At 67.9% G+C, this 21,007-nt stretch carries 16 protein-coding genes; 9 read left to right on the top strand and 7 right to left on the bottom strand.

Annotated elements, in window-relative coordinates:
- Position 1: 1 nt before the first annotated feature.
- Entirely contained in the window at positions 2 to 1,207 is a 1,206-nt protein-coding gene (locus G6N37_RS13940) for a PPE family protein (RefSeq protein ID WP_163681319.1), read from the bottom strand.
- A 699-nt stretch (positions 1,208 to 1,906) separates the two neighbouring features.
- Between G6N37_RS13940 and G6N37_RS13935 the strand changes: the two genes are divergently transcribed.
- The 3 genes from G6N37_RS13935 to G6N37_RS13925 all read left to right on the top strand — a co-directional run bounded on the left by G6N37_RS13935 (position 1,907) and on the right by G6N37_RS13925 (position 5,517).
- A complete protein-coding gene (locus G6N37_RS13935) occupies positions 1,907 to 2,584 on the top strand; it encodes a TetR/AcrR family transcriptional regulator (protein ID WP_163681318.1) in 678 nt (225 codons plus the stop codon).
- A gap of 129 nt (positions 2,585 to 2,713) precedes the next feature.
- Positions 2,714 to 3,424, top strand: coding sequence for a TetR/AcrR family transcriptional regulator (locus G6N37_RS13930; protein WP_163681316.1), 711 nt, complete (start codon positions 2,714 to 2,716; stop codon positions 3,422 to 3,424).
- 95 nt (positions 3,425 to 3,519) lie between these two features.
- Positions 3,520 to 5,517, top strand: a complete 1,998-nt coding sequence (locus tag G6N37_RS13925) for a hypothetical protein (protein ID WP_163681314.1) — start codon at positions 3,520 to 3,522, stop codon at positions 5,515 to 5,517.
- A 109-nt stretch (positions 5,518 to 5,626) separates the two neighbouring features.
- Here the strand turns inward: G6N37_RS13925 and G6N37_RS13920 are convergent, their stop codons facing one another.
- Positions 5,627 to 5,989: a PAS domain-containing protein gene (locus G6N37_RS13920; protein ID WP_163685037.1), complete on the bottom strand. Its 363-nt coding sequence runs from the start codon at positions 5,987 to 5,989 to the stop codon at positions 5,627 to 5,629.
- Positions 5,990 to 6,143: 154 nt separating this feature from the next.
- On the bottom strand, positions 6,144 to 7,694 hold the full coding sequence (metG, locus tag G6N37_RS13915; protein WP_163681312.1) for a methionine--tRNA ligase: 1,551 nt from the start codon (positions 7,692 to 7,694) through the stop codon (positions 6,144 to 6,146).
- A gap of 19 nt (positions 7,695 to 7,713) precedes the next feature.
- On the opposite strand from metG, the gene G6N37_RS13910 reads away from it, so the two are divergent.
- The 5 genes from G6N37_RS13910 (at position 7,714) to G6N37_RS13890 (ending at position 13,748) form a co-directional block, all read left to right on the top strand.
- Complete coding sequence (locus G6N37_RS13910; protein WP_174813830.1) at positions 7,714 to 8,568, top strand: TatD family hydrolase; 855 nt, start codon at positions 7,714 to 7,716, stop codon at positions 8,566 to 8,568.
- Between the two features lie 166 nt (positions 8,569 to 8,734).
- On the top strand, positions 8,735 to 9,862 hold the full coding sequence (locus tag G6N37_RS13905) for a resuscitation-promoting factor (protein ID WP_197745704.1): 1,128 nt from the start codon (positions 8,735 to 8,737) through the stop codon (positions 9,860 to 9,862).
- The gene (rsmA, locus tag G6N37_RS13900; protein WP_163685035.1) at positions 9,826 to 10,779 is read left to right on the top strand and encodes a 16S rRNA (adenine(1518)-N(6)/adenine(1519)-N(6))-dimethyltransferase RsmA; all 954 of its coding nucleotides are present in this window, start codon (positions 9,826 to 9,828) and stop codon (positions 10,777 to 10,779) included. The genes G6N37_RS13905 and rsmA overlap by 37 nt, the downstream gene beginning before the upstream one ends.
- Positions 10,780 to 10,833: 54 nt before the next feature.
- Complete coding sequence (locus G6N37_RS13895; RefSeq protein ID WP_179961849.1) at positions 10,834 to 11,790, top strand: 4-(cytidine 5'-diphospho)-2-C-methyl-D-erythritol kinase; 957 nt, start codon at positions 10,834 to 10,836, stop codon at positions 11,788 to 11,790.
- Positions 11,791 to 12,113: 323 nt separating this feature from the next.
- Positions 12,114 to 13,748: a fatty acyl-AMP ligase gene (locus G6N37_RS13890; RefSeq protein WP_163681306.1), complete on the top strand. Its 1,635-nt coding sequence runs from the start codon at positions 12,114 to 12,116 to the stop codon at positions 13,746 to 13,748.
- Positions 13,749 to 13,778: 30 nt separating this feature from the next.
- Here the strand turns inward: G6N37_RS13890 and pth are convergent, their stop codons facing one another.
- The 4 genes from pth to G6N37_RS13870 form a co-directional block, all read right to left on the bottom strand.
- On the bottom strand, positions 13,779 to 14,354 hold the full coding sequence (gene pth, locus G6N37_RS13885) for an aminoacyl-tRNA hydrolase (RefSeq protein ID WP_163681304.1): 576 nt from the start codon (positions 14,352 to 14,354) through the stop codon (positions 13,779 to 13,781).
- A gap of 12 nt (positions 14,355 to 14,366) precedes the next feature.
- Positions 14,367 to 15,026: a 50S ribosomal protein L25/general stress protein Ctc gene (locus G6N37_RS13880; RefSeq protein ID WP_163681303.1), complete on the bottom strand. Its 660-nt coding sequence runs from the start codon at positions 15,024 to 15,026 to the stop codon at positions 14,367 to 14,369.
- Positions 15,027 to 15,377: 351 nt separating this feature from the next.
- Complete coding sequence (locus G6N37_RS13875; protein ID WP_163681301.1) at positions 15,378 to 16,259, bottom strand: oxidoreductase; 882 nt, start codon at positions 16,257 to 16,259, stop codon at positions 15,378 to 15,380.
- A 25-nt stretch (positions 16,260 to 16,284) separates the two neighbouring features.
- Positions 16,285 to 17,520 carry a cytochrome P450 gene (locus G6N37_RS13870; protein ID WP_163681299.1) on the bottom strand — a complete coding sequence of 412 codons (1,236 nt, stop codon included), beginning with the start codon at positions 17,518 to 17,520 and terminating at the stop codon, positions 16,285 to 16,287.
- Positions 17,521 to 17,691: 171 nt separating this feature from the next.
- On the opposite strand from G6N37_RS13870, the gene G6N37_RS13865 reads away from it, so the two are divergent.
- Entirely contained in the window at positions 17,692 to 20,988 is a 3,297-nt protein-coding gene (locus tag G6N37_RS13865) for a helix-turn-helix transcriptional regulator (protein ID WP_142274806.1), read from the top strand.
- Positions 20,989 to 21,007 lie beyond the last annotated feature (19 nt).

Here is a 21,007-nt window from a genome sequence, read left to right as displayed (position 1 = left end):
CCTACGCGTATCCACCGGACGGCGGACGTGTCATCACGGTCGGGATGATCCCGTACCGGGGCCCGAGGTTCTTGCCCGACGCGGCGGCCAGGCGCGGCAGCGAGCCCATGATGCTGGGCGGCATGTTGGCGCCGGCGAGGCTGATGTTCGGCAACGCCGAGGCGGCGCTCTGAGCCGCGGGTATCACGCTGGTCCAACTGGCCGGCACCGCCAGCGGACCCAGCGAGGCCGCGCTGCCGAGACTGCCGATGACACCCGATCCGAGTGACCCGAGCGCGCCCGCGCCCGTGCTCGCCGCGCTCGCCGCGCCCGCAGCCGCGGTGCCCGCGGCTGACATCGCCCCGTTCGCCAAGCCCTGCGCGGTTTGGGCCATGCCCAGGATGGAGGACATCCCGTACAGCGGCGTCGCTCCGGCCATGAAGTAGGTGGGAAGCGCGCTGGGCAGGCTGGACGCGAGGCTGTTCATGAGCGAGGAACTAGCCGAACTGGTCGTCGTGCCGACCGCACTTCCGGCGCCGGTACCCGCGTCGGTGAGCGTGGCGGTCCCGGCGGTCATCGGCGACGAAAGCCCCTGCAGGGTATTGGGCACCGTGGACATCATGTGCGACAGGGACGTATGCGTCGCGGTCAGCGTTTCGGACTGGGCGACCGCGCTGCTCTGGTTGGCCAAACCGGCCGCGTCGGTGACGTTCGGGGGCGGGGTGAACGGGGTGACCTCGCACGCGGCCGCCGAACCCGCGGCGTACTCATACATCGCCGCGGCGTCCTGCGCCCACATCTCGCCGTATTCGGCTTCGGTGGCCGCGATCGCCGCCGAGTTCTGGCCGAAGAAGTTGGTCGCGATCAGTGTCGCGAGCTGAACCCGGTTGGCGGCGACCGCAGGCGGTGGAACGGTCATCGCGAAGGCGGCCTCGTATACCTCCACGGCGAGCCTTGCCTGACCGGCCGATTCCGCCGCCCGCGCGGCCGCCCCCGCGGTCCAGGCCATGTAGGGGGCGAACGCGGACGCCATGGTCAACGACGAGGGACCCAACCAGCGTCCGGTCGTCAGTCCCGCGATCACCGAGCGGTAACAGCTTGCCGCGGTGTGTAATTCGGCGGCCAGGCTGTCCCACGCCACCGCGGCGGCAATGAGGGAAAGCGGCCCGGGGCCGGCATACATCCGTGCGGAGTTGAACTCCGGGGGAAAGGCGCCGAAATCGATCACGTCAGGCCCTCGCCCTATTGGCGGCCCGGTTGGCCGCAGGTGAACGCCCGCTGACGCCGGATCGATCAGCTTCGGCGACGACCACGCCGTACTCCAGCGCCGGCATTCCGCAACTAAACATACTTAAAGTATGAACAAAGAGGTTTGCGCTGGCGAAGAGTATTTCGCGTGCGGCTACCAAGGTATTTAGTCCCCTGGCCAGTGGTCCAACTGCCCAGGCCGCCAGCCCACGTGCCCCGGTGGTCACGACCGGCATGTGCTTCTCCTCGCGCCTGCAGATGGCCCGGATCCGGGCGTATTTGCTGCTCAAACGCTTGAGGTCGAGGTTTGGGCAGCGCTCGCGTACAAACTGACAATGTGATAATAGCGTAGAAACCATACTAATGGTCTGTAAAGATCCTGTGATGTGGACTACAGGTATTTACGGGACCGTCAACCCGGGCGCCTGAGGCTGCTAACCTCGGAAATGGCCAGAGAACTGCCCGGGGGTGGCCGGTCGGTGTCGATGCGAAACCGCCTGAGAACCGAGGTGTTTGCCCTGCTGATCAACCTGACGGCCGTCCACCAGATCCGGGTCGCCACCCCCCGCCGCAGGACCGCTCGCGTCGCCCATGGGTTAGCGGCCGGCGTTCCCGCCGGGTGCGGATCTCCGCGCCCGGGCCGGGCCGTCCGCCCCGACAAGCTGGGCTGGCAATTCCGATGACGACCCATTCGGCGGACGGACGCGCGGATGCGACGCGGCGACAGATTCTGCAGGCCGCCTCGCATCAGTTCGCGCGCCGGCCGTACCACGACGTCGGACTCGATGACATTCTCGCCGAGGCTCAGCTGACCAAAGGCGCGATGTATTTCCACTTCAAGTCGAAACACGCCCTGGCGGTGGAGCTCATCAACAAGCAGATCGCCGCGGCCACCGTCGCCGTGGGAGACCTGTTGACCAGAGGGCTTTCCGGTCTGGAAACCCTGATCGACTTCTCGTATCTGATCGCCGTTCAAGACATCAAGACGGATCTGGTCAGGGCGGGCCTGAATCTGATCGAGTCGGTCGGGCACTCCGAAGGGCTGCAGGACACCCTGATGAACGGATGGGTGGACGCCCTGTCGCAGGTGGTTGCGCAGGCCATTGCCGAGGGCGACATCGACGACCAATGCGACCCGCGCGATGTGGGACGCCTGATGGTGGCCTTGCACATGGGGCTGCGAAAGACCAGCAATCTGGACGAACCGGAACGGTTCCTGCTCGATCTGGAGGGCTGCTGGATGCTTATCCTGGGCGGGATCCTGCAACCGGACCGAACCGATTACTTCCGTCAATTCCTAAGGCGGCGTGCGGCCCTCGCCGTCAACGCCAGTTCGCCCGATGAAGATTCGACGTAACGGATGCGGGACTGACCGCTGCGCCCGCTCGCGGTCGCCACGGCTGCTAGCCTTGGACGCCTCGGCGGTAGATGTGAGGCCAGACCCACGGCTTCGCGCATCGGACGCGACTCCGGAGGTGCAGGGATAATGGCGCGCCAGATCCGATCCGAAGCCACTCGGCGCAGGATTCTCGATGCCGCGATCGAGGTGTTCGGCGAGGTGGGTTATGCCGCCGCCGGGTGGGGCGCGATCATCGAGCGGACGGGCATGACCAAGGGCGCCCTCTATCACCACTTTGATTCCAAGGAATCGTTGGCGTCCGACATTCTCAAGGAAGGCTCCGAGACCCTTCTCACCGCTTTCAGTAACGTATGCGGCTCGTCGTCGCCGGGGCTGGAGAACCTGCTACACGGCGCTTTCATGCTGGTCGAAGTACTGAACACCGACAAGATGGTTCGCACGTCCGAGCAATTGGCCTCTGCCTTAAGCGGATTGAATGAGGCCGCCGCGAGCTTCTACGCCGACCTGGCGGGCAAGATCGCTGAGCAGGCCAGGCGGGCGATCAGCGAGGGCGACCTGCGGAAGGACGTCGACCCCGAAGCGCTCTCCGAGTTCCTCGTCGGCGCCATGTTCGGAACGCGGTTGGTATCCAATGCGATAGCTCGCCACGACGCCGGCAGGGCCGTCGCCGGTGACACCACCGGACGCCTGCGTCAGATCTTGGAACTTCTGCTTCCCGGCACCGTCACGGAGGCGTCGCTTCCATACTTCCGGCAATTCCTTGGCCGCGAAATCATGCGTCACGCCCCCGCCATCGCGGCCCGCGCGGATGCCGACACCGAGCCCCTCCTCGGTTAGATTCCGGTCACCGAAGTTCGGCCCGGGTGTGCCACACGCTTTTTCGGGGTCGTCGAGACGGGGATTCAATAACCGGTCTTGATGCGCTTTCCGCAATGCATACTGTTCCGGTGATGTACCCGAGCCTGCTAGGCAAAGTGGTGGCGCTGGCCGCTGTGTCCGGATTATTGGTGATGAGCGCTCCGGCATCGTGGGCTGCGCCCGGCGACCCGGCTACGGCGACGGACTCGCCGACACTGTCGCTGACCGACATCGGGTCCGCCCCCACGCTGGAGTTCTGGGGCGTGACAAGCACCCAACAGCTGACCCTGCCGGTGCTGAAGGGCCTGACACCGACGGCACTGAACGCCACCGTCGAATTGCCGATCAATTTGCGGTCCGGCATGCTCACCGTGTCGCAGGGCGAGCGAACTCTTGCGCGACTGAATCTGCCGTCCGCCGACCAGACGCCGATCGTCATTCCCCTGGCGGGCGCGGAAGTCAACGACAACTGGCTGACCGTGACGCTGCGTTCCTACGTGGTGCCGTTGGACGGATACTGCTTGTACCCGGAGAGCCCGCTGCGTCTGGCCAACGGGACGATCACCTATACCGGGGTCGAACTGCCGCCCACCACGGTGGCCCACTTCCTGCCACCCGTGCTGCGAAAGCTCTCCATCTTCCTGCCGCAATCGCCGTCGGCGAACGAATCCGACACGGCGATCCAACTGGCCGCGTCCGCGGCCGCGCGCTACGGCAGGCAGAACCCCGAGATCGCCGTGATCCCGTTGGCCGAAGGGCAGGCCGCACCCCCGACGCCGCCGCAACCGCTGGAACGTCAGATCGTCGTGAAAGAAGGCCCCGACAACGGGCTTTCCCTGCAGGGCGCTTCCGGGGTGCCGTGGCTACTGATGTCGGGACCGCTCGGGCAGTCCGACGAATCGAACACAGCCGTGCTGTTCAACGACGTGTCGCAGCTGGCTCTGTCGTCCAGGGCGGCGGTGGAGGAACTCAAGCCCAGCCTGCAGCAACCCGGCAACACCGTAGCGCTGCGCGAGCTCGGGCAGCCGGTCCTCAACTCCACGTCGCTACAACCGCGGGTCTCGATCGGAGTCGATCAGACCCGGTTCGCCAGATCCGTGCACGACGTGCGCGTGCATCTCCTGGGCTCCTACACCCCGACGCCGGGGAACGTCGCCGGCCGGATCGCCGTGACGATCGGCCCCGAAACCATCGACCACTGGCCGACTGACGGCCAGGGCACCATTGACCGCTGGATCGATGTGCCCGATCGGCTCCTGCAGCGATACACGAGCCTTGACCTGGTGCTCGACGTTGCGGCCAACACCGGGCATTGTGGCGACTTCTACAACGTCGGGCCCGGTAACCAGCTCCTGACGGTGAATATCAACGGAGACAGCACTATTCAGAGCAGTCCCGCCGCACCGCCGGTGCCGGACGGCTTCCAATCGATGCCGCAGTCCTTGATGCCGCGGATGCAGGTCGGCATCGAGCCCCGCTCGTTGATCGACACGGTGCGCGCGATCAGCATCGTGGTGGGCCTGCAGCGCATAAGCTCCGTGCCGCTGTACACCACGGTCACGAGCGTGCAACAGGCGATCGACTCGTCGGATCCAGCGATCTTGATCACCGCCGACGGGTGGAACCACTCCAATGTCGCGCTCCCGGTGTCTGCTGGGCCCAGCGGGCCGATCACGGTCAATGCCGTCGAATCCAACGGCAAGCCCGCCAAGCTCACGCTGGACCCGGATCTCCGGTTCGCCTCTCTCCAAACGGTTTTCAACAAGGGCCGGTCGCTGTTGGTGGCGACATCCAACGGCGCGCCCGCGCAGCTCGACGAGCTGCTCCGATGGCTGGGTAGCGACAACAAGCGCTGGCAACGGCTCAAAGGCGTCGCGATGGTGTCCGCGCCGGGAGGGCGGGACCCGGTGACCGTCGAGCACTCGCCCGGGGCCGGTCCGCCCGCGGGATCGCAGAGCCACTCGGATCTGGGCTGGCTGTGGTGGTTCGGCGCGGGCTGGGTCGCGGTGGCCATCGTCGGCGTGGGCGTGATCGTGTGGCGCACCAGACGCGAATCATGGCGTCGCCGTTAGCTTTTGGCGCTTCGTCGCCCGGAAGGGCCGCGGTCGCCGCCTTGCCGCCCGCGCTCGGTTCGGCGCCGCGTCGCCGCCGGGGCGAGCGTTGTCACCCGACCGGCTGCGGCTAGCGGTCTTCCTCCCACAACTGCTCGGTCAGGTCCTGGAAAGCCGCGAGGACGAACTGGTCGTCGGCTCGCATCGCCGCCGACTTGCTCATGAGGGCGCGCACCACGGTGCCGTCCTTGTGCGCCAGTTCGACGACCATGTTCGCCAGCGAATGAACGACCGATAACAACGATTCCGAGGCAGGCGCCTGATGGAAGATCTGGTGGAACCGGAGCGACAACACCTCCTCCGGCTCATAACCCATCATCTCGGCGAACGCGGCGTTGGAAAACAGGATGCGGCCGTCATTCTCGATGGCAAGCACCGGGATCGGAATGCGCTCCAGCACAACCAGCGCAGGCAGCTGCTTCAAGGCCGTCATCGGCGAGTCGCTCTGTTGCCGATTGCGTCGTCGCTCCACCGGCCGATTATGGCCCATAACATAGGCTATACACGAGGCCTTTGCGCAGATGCGGATATGAATGTTCGCGCCCGGGTACTTTTTCCGGTCACCTCATTCCGGTGCCCGGGGCCGTTCACTCCCCGTCGGGAAGCTGGTGACGGGGGAACACGCCGCTGGGCGGCGGCAGCTTCGTGCCCGGGGCCAGGCGCGCGCCGACGGCGTCGAACGCCCGTTGGTCCGCCGCCTGTCCGAGCAGGTCGAGCAGCTTGCCGGCGGAGTCGGGCATGACGGGCTGGACGAGCAGGGCCGCAATGCGGACCGCCTCGCACGTGGTGTACAGGACGGTCCGGAACCGGAGTTGGTCCGCTTCGGACTCGCTTTTGCGCAACACCCACGGCTGTTGGGCAGAAAAGTACTTGTTCGCCTCGCCGAGCATCAGCCAGATCGCTTCCAGCGCCAGATGCATGGCCTGCCCGTCGAAACTGGCCCGCACCCGCTCCAGCAATCCGTCGGCCGTCGCCAGCAGATCCGCGTCCGCGCCCGTCAGCTCACCCGGTTCGGGAACGACCCCACCCAGGTTCTTGGCCACCATGGACAACGACCGCTGGGCCAGGTTGCCGAGCTCGTTGGCCAGGTCGGCGTTGATCCGCGTGACGATGGCGTCTTCGGTGTAGCTGCCGTCCTGACCGAACGGCACCTCCCGCAGCAGGAAGTAGCGGAGCTGGTCCACTCCGAACGTGTCGATCAGGGCGACCGGGTCGACGATGTTGCCCACCGACTTGCTCATCTTCTGCCCACGGTTGAGCAGGAATCCGTGCGCGAAAACCCTGCGCGGCAATTCGATCCCGGCCGACATCAGAAAAGCCGGCCAGTACACGGTGTGGAATCGGATGATGTCCTTGCCGATCATGTGCAAGTCGGCCGGCCAGTAGCGGCGGAACAGCTCGGATTCGGTGTCCGGGTAGCCGACGCCGGTCAGGTAGTTGGTCAGCGCGTCCACCCAGACGTACATGACGTGATCGGGATGCCCGGGCACCTTCACGCCCCAGTCGAACGAGGTGCGCGAGATCGACAAATCGCGCAGCCCGCCGGAGACGAAGCTGACAACTTCGTTGCGGCGCACCTCGGGCCCGATGAAATCCGGGTTGGCGTCGTAGTGGGCCAGCAGCTTGTCGGCATACGCCGACAGCCGGAAGAAGTAGGTCTGCTCCTCGGTCCAGGTCACCGGGGTCCCGGTTTCGACGGCGATCCGGGTCCCGTCGACGAGCGCGGTTTCGGATTCGACGAAGAACCGCTCGTCGCGCACCGAATACCAGCCCGAGTAGGTGTCCAGGTAAATGTCCCCGGCGGCCTGCATCCGCCGCCAGATCGCCTTGGAGGCCTCGTGGTGGTCCGGGTCGGTGGTGCGGATGAACCGGTCGAACGAGATGTTCAGCCGCTCCTGCAGGCGCTGGAACGCGTCGGAGTTGCGCCGCGCCAGCTCCGCGGTGGGAATGCCCTCGGCCGCGGCCGTCTCGACCATCTTGAGGCCATGCTCGTCGGTCCCGGTCAGGAATCGCACGTCGAACCCGTCCAGCCGCTTGAACCGGGCGATGGCGTCGGTGGCGATGTACTCGTAGGCATGCCCGACGTGCGGATCACCGTTGGGGTACGTGATCGCCGTGGTGACGTAGTAGGGCCTCATCGAGAGTCCACCCTATTGTGTGGCCGTGAGTTCCAACCGCTCTGGTGAACGAGAAGCGCCGCCCGCGCCTGAACCGCTGGCGCCCCTCATCGACGCCCACACCCACCTCGACGCCTGCGGCGCGCGAGACGCCGGGGACGTGCGCGCCATCGTGGACCGCGCCGCGGCGGTCGGGGTGGGCGCGGTGGTCACCATCGCCGACGACCTGGATTCGGCGCGCTGGGTGACACGCGCCGCCGAATGGGATCCGCGGGTGTACGCCGCGGTGGGACTGCATCCGACCCGCGCCGACGCGCTGGACGACGACGCGCGTACCGAGATCGAGCGACTGGCGGCGCATCCGCGGGTGGTGGCCGTCGGCGAGACCGGGCTGGACCTGTATTGGCCCGGCCGCCTCGACGGGTGCGCGCAGCCGGGCACGCAGCGCGACGCCTTCGCCTGGCATATCGACCTGGCAAAGCGGTGCGGAAAACCGCTGATGATCCACAACCGCGAGGCCGATGTCGAGGTGCTCGACGTGTTGGCCGCCGAGGGCGCCCCCGACGCGGTGATCTTCCACTGCTTCTCGTCGGGCGCCGCGATGGCCCGGCGATGCGTGGACGCCGGGTGGCTGCTCAGCCTGTCCGGGACGGCGAGTTTCCGCAACGCCCGCGAGCTGCGGGACGCCATTCCGTTGATACCCCTGCAGCAGCTTCTGGTGGAGACCGATGCGCCCTTCTTGACGCCGCATCCCTACCGCGGGTCGCCCAACGAGCCGTACTGCCTTCCTTATACTGTGCGGGCGGTCGCTGAACTGATGGGTCGTCCGGCCGAAGAGCTGGCGCAGGCCACCACGGGCAACGCCCGGCGGGTATACGGACTGGCTCCCGGTTAGGCCGCCGAGCCGGGCGATTCCGTTAACAAGGTCGCGCAGGAGTTGCTCAACATTGGCCGGTTCGTTACCGTCTTGTGATCGAAAGGGTGGGGCCTACGGGCCCTAATTTGTCGTTTGGTGCCGAATAGGTCGTTGGGGTGCTTGCTGTGGTCGGGATAGACGCGCGTTGACTGTATTGACAAAACTTCATCAGACGCCGTCTCCGATGTTGCGGCTCGTCGTCGGAGGCTTGCTGGTAGTCCTGGCGTTCGCCGGTGGATTCGCGGTCTCGGCGTGCAAAACGGTCACGTTGACCGTTGACGGTATCGCCATGCGGGTCACGACGATGAAGTCGCGGGTCATCGACATCGTGCAGGAGAACGGCTTCGCCGTCGACGATCGCGACGACCTGTACCCCGCCGGGGACGTCAAGGTGCACGACGCCGCCAACATCGTGCTGCGTCGCAGCCGGCCGCTGCAGATCTCGCTGGACGGCCATGACACCAAACAGATGTGGACGACGGCATCGACCGTCGACGAGGCGCTGGCCCAACTCGCCATGACCGACACCGCCCCGGCGGCGGCCTCCCGCGGCAGCCGGGTCCCGCTGGCGGGGATGGCACTGCCCGTCGTCAGCGCGAAGACGGTCCGCATCAACGACGGCGGCGTGCCGCGCACGGTCCACCTGCCGGCACCGAACGTCGCCAGCCTGCTGAACGCCGCCGGGGCACCGCTCCTCGAGGGCGATCAGGCGGTGCCGAGCGCGACGTCGCCGATCGTCGACGGCATGGAGATCCAGGTGACCCGCAACCGGATTCAGCGGGTCACCGAGCGCATGCCGCTGCCGCCGAACGCCCGTCGGGTCGAGGACCCGGACATGAACATGAGCCGCCAGGTGGTCGAGGACCCGGGCAGCCCGGGCACCCAGGACGTGACCTTCGCGGTGGCCACCGTCAACGGCGTCGAGGCCGGCCGGTTGCCGATCGCCAACACCGTGATCACCCCGGCCCGCGACGCCGTGGTGCGGGTGGGCACCAAGCCGGGCACCGATGTTCCGCCGGTGACCAACGGATCCATCTGGGACGCGATCGCGGGCTGCGAGGCCGGCGGCAACTGGGCGATCAACACGGGCAACGGCTATTACGGCGGCGTGCAGTTCGACCAGGGCACCTGGGAGCGCAACGGTGGGCTGCGGTTCGCTTCGCGCGCCGACCTGGCCACGCGAGAAGAGCAGATCGCCATCGCCGAGGTGACCCGGGAGCGCCAGGGCTGGGGCGCCTGGCCGGTGTGCAGCGGAAGAGCCGGTGCCAACTGACCATCCGGCTGCTCGGTCGCACCGAGATCAGGCGGCTTGCCAGAGAGCTTGACTTCCGGCCACGAAAATCCCTCGGCCAGAACTTCGTCCACGATGCCAATACCGTCCGCCGGATCGTCTCGACTTCCGGGATCGGCCGGACCGACCACGTCCTCGAGGTCGGACCCGGCCTGGGCTCACTGACGCTGGCACTGCTCGACCGCGGCGCCACCGTCACCGCCGTCGAAATCGACCCCGTGCTGGCCGACCGCCTGCCGCAGACCGTCGCCGAGCATTCGCACAGCGAAATCCAGCGGCTCACCGTGCTCAACCGCGACGTCTTGACCCTGCGCGCCGACGAGTTGGCCGCCCAGCCCAACGCGGTCGTGGCCAACCTGCCCTACAACGTGGCCGTGCCGGCGCTGCTGCACCTGCTCGCCGAGTTCCCGTCCATCCGGACCGTGACCGTCATGGTGCAGGCGGAGGTGGCCGAGCGTCTTGCCGCCGAGCCCGGCGGCAAGGATTACGGCGTCCCCAGCGTCAAGGTCCGCTTCTTCGGAGCGGTTCGGCGGTGTGGCATGGTGTCGCCAACCGTCTTCTGGCCGATTCCCCGCGTCTATTCGGGGCTCGTCCGCATCGACCGGCACACCGCTGCGCAGTGGCCCACCGACGAGGCGTTCCGTCGCCAGGTGTTCCGGTTGGTGGACATCGCGTTCGCGCAGCGGCGCAAGACGGTCCGCAACGCGTTCATGGAATGGGCCGGCTCGGGCAACGAGTCGGCGAACCGGCTGCTGGCCGCCAGCATCGACCCGGCCCGCCGCGGCGAGACGCTGTCCATCGACGACTTCGTGCGGCTGTTGCGCCGATCGACCGAATCGGCCGACACCGCCACCCCGGCCGGCCCGACCGCGACCGAAGAACAGCCGTCGCCGAGCTGACTGCGGCGGCGCTGCGTGTAGTTGGCCGGTCGCAGCGATAGTCTGCTGCGGTGGGTGACGATGACTGACGGCAATACCGCCGCCCAGTGGGTGCCCACCGGGTCGGTCACCGTCCGCGTTCCCGGGAAGGTCAACCTGTATCTGGCGGTGGGCGACCGCCGCGAGGACGGCTATCACGAGCTGACGACCGTCTTCCAGGCCGTCTCGCTGCTCGACGAGGTGACCGTCCGCAACGCCGACGTGCTGTCGCTCGAGCTCGTGGGCGAGGGCGCCGACAAACTGCCCACCGACGAGCGCAATCTGGCCTGGCAGGCCGCCGAGCTCATGGCCGAACACGTCGGCCGGGCGCCCGACGTCTCGATCATGATCGACAAATCCATCCCGGTGGCCGGCGGGATGGCCGGTGGCAGCGCCGATGCGGCGGCCGTGTTGGTCGCCATGAACTCGCTGTGGGAACTCAACGTGCCCCGCCGCGACCTGCGCATGCTCGCCGCCCGGCTGGGCAGCGACGTGCCCTTCGCGCTGCACGGCGGCACCGCGCTGGGCACCGGCCGCGGCGAGGAACTGGCGACCGTCCTGTCCCGCAACACGTTTCACTGGGTGCTGGCGTTCGCCGACGGGGAGTTGCTCACGCCATCGGTGTTCGGCGAGCTGGACCGGCTGCGCGAGGCGGGGGACCCACCGAGGCTCGCCGGGCCGGGGCCGGTGCTGGGGGCCCTGGCCGCCGGCGACCCCGAACAGCTGGCGTCGTTGCTGGGCAACGAGATGCAGGCGGCCGCGGTGAGCCTGGATCCGAGGCTGCGGCGGACCCTGCGCGCCGGGGTGGAGGCCGGTGCCCTGGCGGGCATCGTGTCCGGCTCGGGCCCGACGTGCGCCTTCCTGTGCTCCTCTGCGGCCTCGGCGGTCGACGTCGGCACCGAGGTGTCCGGCGCGGGCGTGTGCCGCACGGTGCGTGTCGCCAGCGGGCCGGTGGCCGGGGCGCGCGTGGTGCCGGCTCCCACCGAGGTGTGAAAATCGCCCCAAATCACGCATTCATTTGGGCTGTTCCCTAAGAGGAGTTTAAGATATTGCGCGGTGACGGGTAGCGCTGAGCGAGAACACTCATCTTCGTCCGCCGGGGTCCCCGGCGGACGACTGATACTTCGGGCCCACCGGCGGTTGCGGGGCCCGATTCGCGCTGGCCGGGCGGCCGAATGCGAGGCCGTCGACCCATCGCCGATTCGAGACCTAACTGCTGCCCGAATGTGTTTGCGTGCCTGCTCCCAAGCGTTACCCAGTGGGCGGAATATGAGATCCCGGGCGTCGTGGCGAGCGCCGAAACCGAGGAGGTTTGTGTGAGCAGGTTTACCGAGAAGATGTACCGCAATGCCCGTACCGCGACGACGGGCATGGTCACCGGTGAACCCCACGAACCGGTGCGCCACACCTGGGGCGAGGTCCACGAGCGCGCTCGCCGCATCGCGGGTGGACTCGCCGCCGCCGGCATCGGCCTGGGCGACGCGGTCGGTGTGCTCGCCGGCTACCCGGTCGAGATCGCCCCGACGGCGCAGGGCCTGTGGATGCGTGGTGCCAGCCTGACGATGCTGCACCAGCCCACCCCGCGCACCGACCTGGCCGTGTGGGCCGAAGACACGATGAACGTCATCGGCATGATCGAGGCCAAGGCCGTCGTCGTCTCCGAGCCCTTCCTGGTCGCCATCCCCGTGCTCGAGGAGAAGGGCATCAAGGTACTCACCGTCGCCGACCTGCTGGCCTCGGATCCGATCGATCCCGTCGAGGTCGGCGAGGACGACCTGGCGCTGATGCAGCTGACGTCGGGCTCCACCGGATCTCCCAAAGCCGTCCAGATCACCCACCGCAACATCTACTCCAACGCCGAGGCGATGTTCATCGGCGCGCGGTACGACGTCGACAAGGACGTCATGGTCAGCTGGCTGCCCTGCTTCCACGACATGGGCATGGTCGGGTTCCTGACCATCCCGATGTACTTCGGCGCGGAGCTGGTCAAGGTCACGCCGATGGACTTCCTGCGCGACACGCTGCTGTGGGCCAAGCTCATCGACAAGTACAAGGGCACCATGACCGCGGCGCCCAACTTCGCCTACGCGCTGCTCGCCAAGCGGCTGCGTCGCAACGCCAAGCCCGGCGACTTCGACCTGTCCACCCTGCGCTTCGCGCTGTCCGGTGCCGAGCCCGTCGAACCCGCCGACGTGGAGGACCTGCTGGACGCGGGCAAGCCGTTCGGCCTGCGGCCCTCGGCGATCCTGCCGGCCTACGGCATGGCCGAGACCACGCTGGCCGTGTCGTTCTCGGAATGCGACGCCGGCCTGGTCGTCGACGAGGTCGACGCCGACCTGCTGGCCGCCCTGCGCCGCGCCGTGCCCGCCACCAAGGGCAACACCCGCAGGCTGGCCACGCTCGGCCCGCTGCTGCAGGACCTCGAGGCGCGCATCATCGACGAGAACGGCGACGTGATGCCCGCCCGGGGCGTCGGGGTCATCGAGCTGCGCGGGGAGTCGCTGACGCCCGGCTACCTGACCATGGGGGGCTTCATTCCGGCGCAGGACGAGAACGGCTGGTATGACACCGGCGACCTCGGCTACATGACCGAGGAGGGCCACATCGTGGTGTGCGGCCGCGTGAAGGACGTCATCATCATGGCCGGCCGCAACATCTATCCCACCGACATCGAGCGGGCCGCCGGCCGCGTCGAGGGGGTGCGGCCCGGTTGCGCCGTCGCGGTGCGCCTGGACGCCGGCCACTCCCGAGAGACGTTCGCCGTGGCCGTCGAGTCCAACGCCTGGCAGGACCCGGCCGAGGTGCGCCGCATCGAGCACCAGGTCGCCCGCGAGGTGGTGGCCGAGGTCGACATGCGGCCGCGCAACGTGGTGGTGCTCGGGCCGGGCACCATCCCGAAGACACCGTCGGGCAAACTGCGCCGGTCCCACTCCGCCACGCTGGTCACCTAAGGGCGGATCCCGCGCACGCGCGACGGGTGTTCACCAGGCGTGGACGCGGTTCTGCGCCGGCTCCAGCCCCAGCTCGACGAGCAACTCGGTGGCGTCCGCCGCCTGCTCGCAGATGGTGGGTACCTCGGGGCGCTCGGCGGCGGAGAAGTTTTCCAGCACGAACGCCGCCGGGTCTTTGCGTCCCGGCGGTCGGCCGATCCCGATGCGGACCCGCTGAAACTCCTTGGTGCCCAGCGCGGCCGCCACCGAGCGCAGCCCGTTGTGACCGCCCTCGCCGCCGCCGATCTTGAGCCGGATGCGGCCGAAGTCGAGGTCGAGGTCGTCGTGCACGACGACGATGTCCGCCGGCGCCACGGAATAGAACTTGGCCAACGGCCCGACCTGGCGGCCGGACTCGTTCATGTAGCAGCGCGGCTTGGCGACCAATACCGGGTGCCCGGCCAACCGGCCGCTGACCAACTCTGCGCCGGACCGCTTGTGCACCTTGAATTTTGAGCCCAGCCGGCCGGCGAGCAGGTCGGCGACCATGAACCCGAGGTTGTGCCGGGTGCGGGCGTAGTTGTCTCCGGGGTTGCCCAGGCCGACCACCAGCAACGGCTCGGCCATGTTGGGGTCCGCCTACTCGGACTCGTCCGCGGCGGCCTCGGCCTCGCCGGCCTCCTCTTCCGCGGGGGCCTCCTCGGCCGCGGGGGCCTCGCCGGCGCCTTCTTCCGCGAGGTCCTCGGCGGTCGGCGCGGTCACCACGTTGACCACCAGCATCTCCGGGTCGGAGATCAGGTTGACGCCCCGCGGCAGCGTGATCTGCCCCGCGGTGAACTGGGTGCCCGGTTCGGCGTCCTCCACCGACACGGTCACGTGCTCGGGAATCGACATGGCGTCGGCCTCGATCTCGATGGTGTTGGTGTCCTGGGTGACCAGGGTGCCCGGTACGGCGTCGCCCTCGACGACGACGTTGACCTCCACGACGACCTTCTCGCCGCGGCGCACGGCGAGCAGGTCGGCGTGCTGGATGGTGCGGCGGATCGGGTGGATGTCGAGCGCTTTGGTCAGCGCCAGCTGTTCCTTGCCGTCGATGTCGAGGGTCAGCACCGCGTTGGTGCCCGCGTGGCGCAGCACGGCGGCGAAGTCGTGGCCGGGCAGCTCCAGGTGCTGCGGGTCGGCGCCGTGGCCGTAGAGAACGGCGGGAATCTTGCCGTCGCGGCGGGCCCGGCGCGACGCGCCCTTGCCGGTCGCGGTTCGCACCGTGGCGGTGAGTTGGTTGCCTGCGGACTTGGCCATCGTGTCGCTCCTGTGTGCTCAGTGCCTGAGTAGGGGCACGGCCAGGGTCGCGACAGTTCGTCGGTCTCCGTCGATAACGGTGCTGGCTGGCCAGCCACCCTCGCCGTGACGCCCGGTCAGGTTAGCGCATGCGCGCCTCAGGGCGGAAATTGCGGCGGCGGCTCGTGTCACATGCGTCACTCGCTTACCTGGCCGGGGCGATGGTCAAAGTGCCCGCCTCACAGCGACAACTCTCGCGCCACGAACGCCAGCCGTGCGCCGCGCGCGCGTCACGACGGTTGTCGCTCGGAGGCGGGCAAATCGTCGATCGCCCGGCCGAGAGGACGGTGTGGTCGGTGGGACCGATGGGACTCAGAGCGGAAATTTGCTGCCGGTGAGCTGCTCGGACAGCTCCCACAGCGCCGCGGCCATCGCCGGGTCCTGCGCCCGCCGGCTGCGCGCAACCGGCTGGCTGCGGCCGAACTGACCGAAACGCGGCCCGACGAACGTGTCTCCCGGCAGGTCCTGCGATGCGGCGTAGAGCGTCTGCCGGGCGCCGAAGTCGGCGTCGGTGGCCACCACCCGCGTGACCGCCGACATCAGCGCGTCACCCAGCTTGCGGCCGGAGGCGCCCTGCAGATTGGTGTGCGAGTAGCCGGGGTGGGCGGCCAGCGCGCGCAGCTTGGAACCGGCCGCGTCCAGGCGGCGCTGCAGCTCGCTGGTGAACAGCAGGTTGGCGAGCTTGGACTGGCTATAGGCCAGCCAGGGGGAGTACCGCCGCGTCTTCCAGTTCAGGTCGTCGAGGCTGATGCGGCCCGCCCAGTGGGCCATCGACGACACGGTGACCACCCGGTCGGTGAGTTTGGGCAGCAGCAGGTTGGTGAGCGCGAAATGCCCGAGGTGGTTGGTGCCGATCTGGCTCTCGAAGCCGTCGATGGTCTGCTGATACGGGGCGGCCATGATGCCCGCGTTGTTGATCAGTACGTCGACGTTGTCGACCCCAGCGGCGAACTCGCGCACCGACGACAGGTCCTGCAGGTCGAGCGAGCGCACCTCGACGGGCCCGGTGTGCGAGCCCCTGATCTGCAGCGCGGCCTTCTCGCCCTTGCGGATGTCGCGGACCGCCATGATGAGCGTCGCGCCCCGGCGGGCAAGCTCGCGCGCGGTCACCGCGCCCAGCCCGCTGTTGGCGCCGGTGACGATGACGGTGCGCCCGGCGAACGAGGGCAGGTCTGCGGCGGTCCAGTCGGTCATAGCTGACGAGCCTAACGGGGCCCGCTCAATGCCCGGGGTCGAACTCCAGCGGCAAGGTCGTGGGGCCGGTTATCCCGCTGATGGCCTTCCACGGGGCGGGGCCCGTTCGACGGGCGTCGGGCATGCGTTGCGTGATGACCCGCAGTGCCTCCGTGAGTTCCAAGCGCGCCAGGTGAGCGCCGAGGCAGTAGTGCACGCCGCCGCCGAAGGTGAGCATCGCCGGCGGGTCTGTGCGGGTGATGTCGACGCGATCCGGGTGGGTGTAGACGTCGGGGTCGCGGTTGGCCGCGGCGGTGTTGGCCACGACGAGGGTGCCGGCCGGAATGCGGACGCCGGCCAGCTCGACGTCTTCAGCGGCCAGCCGCATGGTGCCGAACACGATCGGGTAGTAACGCATGAGCTCGTGAACCGCGTCGGATACGAGCGCTGGGCGCTCGGCAAGCAACGCCCACTGGTCGGGGTGGCCGGCCAGCACCTGTACTGCCGCGGCGAGCTGGTTGCGGGTGGTGTCGGTGCCGGCGCCGAGCAGGGTCGCACACAGCATCAGCAGCTCGTCATGGGTGAGCCGATCGCCGTCGTCCTCGGCCCGGATGAGGTCGGAGACGAGGTCGTCGCTCAGCGACGCCCGTCGTCGCGCGATGAGGTCCTCGAGGTAGGCATCGAGTTGATCCCATGCCCTAAGGATCGCGGGTCCGTCCTCGACGACGTTCCAATCGAAGATCTTCTTGATGTCGTCGGTCCAGTCGCTGAACAGTTGCCAGTCCTCGGGCGGTGCGCCCAGTAGCGCGCAGATCACCGGCGTGGGGTAGCGGCGGGCGATGTCGGACACGACGTCGCAGCGCCCAACGGTGGTCAGCGGATCGACGAGCCCGGTGATGATGTCGACGACCAGGGTGCGCAGCCGCTCGGCGCCCCGCGGCGCGAACGCCGTGGATACCAGCCGGCGGAGCCGGTGGTGCTGGGTGCCGTCGAGCCCCAGGATGTTGGCGGTCGCCCTGTCCCACAACGGACCGGAGGTGACGCCTTGCAGGTCGAGCCCGAGGCCGCGCGCGGTGACGAAGCGGCTGTCGCGCAGCACCGTTCGGACCAGCTCGTAGCTCAACACCTCGGGGCCGTGCGGGCCGATCGCGATCGGGGCCTGCTTCCGCGCGTCGTGAATGACCCCGTGTGCTTCGTCGGGATCGGTGAGGTGGTCATAGCGGAAGGTGGGCAACCCGGCATCAAAAACGCTCGGGCAGTGACTGATCTGAACGGTTGTCATCGGGGTCTCCTCGTCCGGTCTGGAGTCGACTATGCGGTGTCGCGCGACCAAGACCATCCGCCTTAGCGCGTAGATCTGAGCGGCGCCAGTCGTAACTTCGTGGGGGCGTTGTTGGATCTGTGCGTAATTGCAGATGGATTTGCCTGGTTTGCGAGCGCGATGCTGGCTACTATGAGCCAACGCGCTGATATGCTGGCGCTGACCTGGAGCGATTTAGGTGTGGTTGAGTTGCTGCCAACCGGTACAGTGACGTTGCTGCTTGCCGACGTTGAGGGTTCGACGCGGCTGTGGGAAACCAAGCCCGAACAGATGGCCGCGGCGCTGGCGGTGCTGAACGACACGGTGGATGAGGCCGTCGCCGCTCATGGCGGGGTGCGCCCGCTCGAGCAGGGCGAGGGTGACAGTTTTGTGACGGCGTTCGCGCGCGCGTCCGACGCGGTGGCGTGTGCGCTGGCATTGCAGCGCGCCCCGCTCGCGCCGATCCGGCTGCGCATCGGTGTGCATACCGGTGAAGTGCAGTTGCGTGACGACGCCAACTACGCCGGTCCGACGATCAATCGGACCGCGCGGCTGCGTGATCTGGCCCATGGCGGGCAGACCGTGTTGTCCGGCGCGACGGAACCGCTGGTGGCGGATCGGCTGCCGGACGGGGTGTGGCTGGCCGATTTGGGCAGCTATCCGCTGCGTGATCTGCCGCGCCCCGAACGTGTAATGCAGGTGTGCCACGCGGATTTGCGCAACGACTTTCCGCCGCTTCGTGTCCGCCAGGTTGCGGTGTCGCACAACCTGCCGGCCCAGTTGACGAAATTCGTTGGGCGCCAAGCGCAAATGGCGGAGTTGTGTCAGTTGGTCGCCGGTAACCGGCTGGTGACTTTGACCGGCGCCGGGGGAGCGGGCAAGACCCGCCTCGGCATGGAACTCACCTCGCTACTGACCAACGAGTTTTCTGACGGGGTGTGGTACATCGACCTGGCACCGATCACCAATTCCGCTGTGGCGCCGGTGACCGTGGCGCGTAGCCTCGGCCTGCCCGATCAGCCGGGCCGCTCCACGATGGAGTTGCTGCAACGGTTCTTCGCCGAAAAAAGAATGTTGATGCTGCTCGACAATTGTGAGCATCTGCTGGACGCGTGCGTGACGCTGGTCGTCGAATTGCTCGCGTCCTGCCCGCAGCTCACGGTCTTGGCGACGAGCCGTGAGCCGCTCGGCGTGGCCGGTGAACTGAGCTGGCGGGTTCCCTCGTTGAACGTTGTCGACGAGGCCGTCGAGTTGTTCGCCGACCGTGCGCGGCGGGTCCGGCCCGAATTCGCCATCACCGCGGAGAACACCGCGGTGGTCGAAGAGATCTGCCGGCGGCTGGATGGGATGCCATTGGCGATCGAGCTTGCCGCCGCGCGGATCAGGGCGCTGTCACTGACCCAGATCATGAACAGTCTGCATGACCGATTCCGGCTCCTGACCGGGGGTGCGCGTACCGCGGTGCGCCGCCAGCAGACGCTATGGGCCTCGGTGGACTGGTCGCATGCGCTGCTCACCGAACCGGAGCGGGTGTTGTTCCGCCGGCTGGCGGCGTTCGCCGGAGGGTTCGACCTGGACGGCGCCCAGGCGGTCGGCGCCGACGGCGACGTGGAGCGTTACCAGTTGGTGGACCAACTCAGCCTGCTGGTCGATAAATCCCTGGTGGTCGCCGACGACACCGGCGAGGGGATGCGGTATCGGTTGCTGGAGACGGTGCGCCAATATGCGCAGGAAAAGCTCGGCGAGTCCGGTGAGGCCGACGAGGTACGCACCCGTCACCGCAACTACTACACCGCCACCGCGGCTGAGCTGGAATCACGCCAAGAAAGCGGCGACGAGTCGCTGCTGGTGTGGGCGCAAACTGAGATCGACAACCTGGTGGCGGCCTTCATGTGGAGCCGCGAGAATTCCGACCTCGAGACGGCGCTGCGGTCGGTATCCACGTTGCAGCTGGTCTGGATAGCTTGTGGCCGGTTCCGCGAAGGGGTGGCCGGGTTCGAAATGGTGTTAAGCGACGGCCGCTGCTCGGAAGTCGACACGGCGGTGTGGGTTCGCGCGGTCGCCGACCAGAGCACGCTCACGGGGTGGGCGGTCGTCCCGGCGAACGAGGATCGGGTACAGGACGCCCTGGCTGCCGCACGCGAACTCCAAGACCCGGCACTGCTCGCTCGAATACTGATCGGGTGTGCGAGCGCCGCCTTCTACACCCCCGAGATCGCCGAGTGCTACCTCGCCGAGGCCACGGAACTGGCCCGCGCTTCCGGTGATCGCTGGAGTCTGTGCCAAATCCTCAGTTATCGAGCGACCGCGGGTTGCCTGGCGGGTCAACCGACCGGCGCGCGCGCCGCGGCTGAGGAAGGGCGTGACATTGCCGACGCGTTGGGGTTCGGGTTCTTCTCGCGTCACTCCCGGGCGTGGCTGGCCATCTCGCTGATGATGCAGGGAAATCTGGCCCACGCAGCTCGGGTCGCAGCTGGCCTGGTCGAGGAAGCCGAAGCTGCCGGGGATAGGCCTATGAAGGTCTACGGCGACGTGGCCCGGACCGTGGTGCTCGCATATCAAGGACAGGCGGCTGCCGCTCAAGCGGCGGTCGAATCCGCACGGGTACTTGCCGAGGCGCTGGGCGGTCACTGGGCAGACGCGGTGGGTGCGGTTGCTGCGCATGCCGCGCTGGCGGCCGGTGACGCCGCCCTGGCCAGGGACGCCACGGAGGTGGCATGGCGACACACCGTGCCCTTTCGCGAAGTGTTCATCAAGAGCGTGAATCCATTGGCCGAGGCCGCACTGGCCTGCGGTGATTTGGTCACTGCGCGCAACTGGGCGGACGACTGCGTAGCGCTGGTTCCAGGCTGGCACCAAGTGGTCGCCCGCACGGTTCGCGCCTTTGTCGCGATCGCGCAGGGTGAGCCGGACCAGGCCGAGCGCGATGTCCACGAAGCACTTGTGTCCGCCACTGGTTCGCAGGGGTATCTGCGAGTGGCAGACACGCTGGAATGCCTGGCCCGCCTGGCGGCCGACGGCGGCAATCACCCCTATGCGGCGCGCCTGTTGGGCGCATCGGCCGGCATCCGGCAGCGAATGGGGCAGGCCCGTTATCCGATGTATCAACCCGGCTACGACATTACGGTCGCGGCGGCCCGCAATACGTTGGGCGAGAAGGATTTCGACATGATGTGGGCCGAAGGTGCGGCTCTGTCCACCGAGGAGGCCATCGCCTTCGCGCAGCGCGGACGCGGCGAGCGTAAACGGCCTGCAAATGGTTGGGCATCACTGACTCCCATGGAGAACGACGTGGTACGCCTGGTCCGTGAGGGGCTGGGCAACAGGGAGATCGGCGCGCGGCTGTTCATCTCGCCGCGCACCGTGCAGACCCACCTCACCCATGTTTACGCCAAGCTCGGCCTGGCCTCCCGCATTCAGCTCATCCAGGACGCGGGGCTGCGAACCTAGCCGAGTACGCGCTTTGCGG

Origin of the sequence: Mycobacterium seoulense, from assembly GCF_010731595.1 — a bacterium.
GTDB lineage: Bacteria > Actinomycetota > Actinomycetes > Mycobacteriales > Mycobacteriaceae > Mycobacterium > Mycobacterium seoulense.
This window is presented reverse-complemented; position numbering and strand designations above follow the sequence as displayed.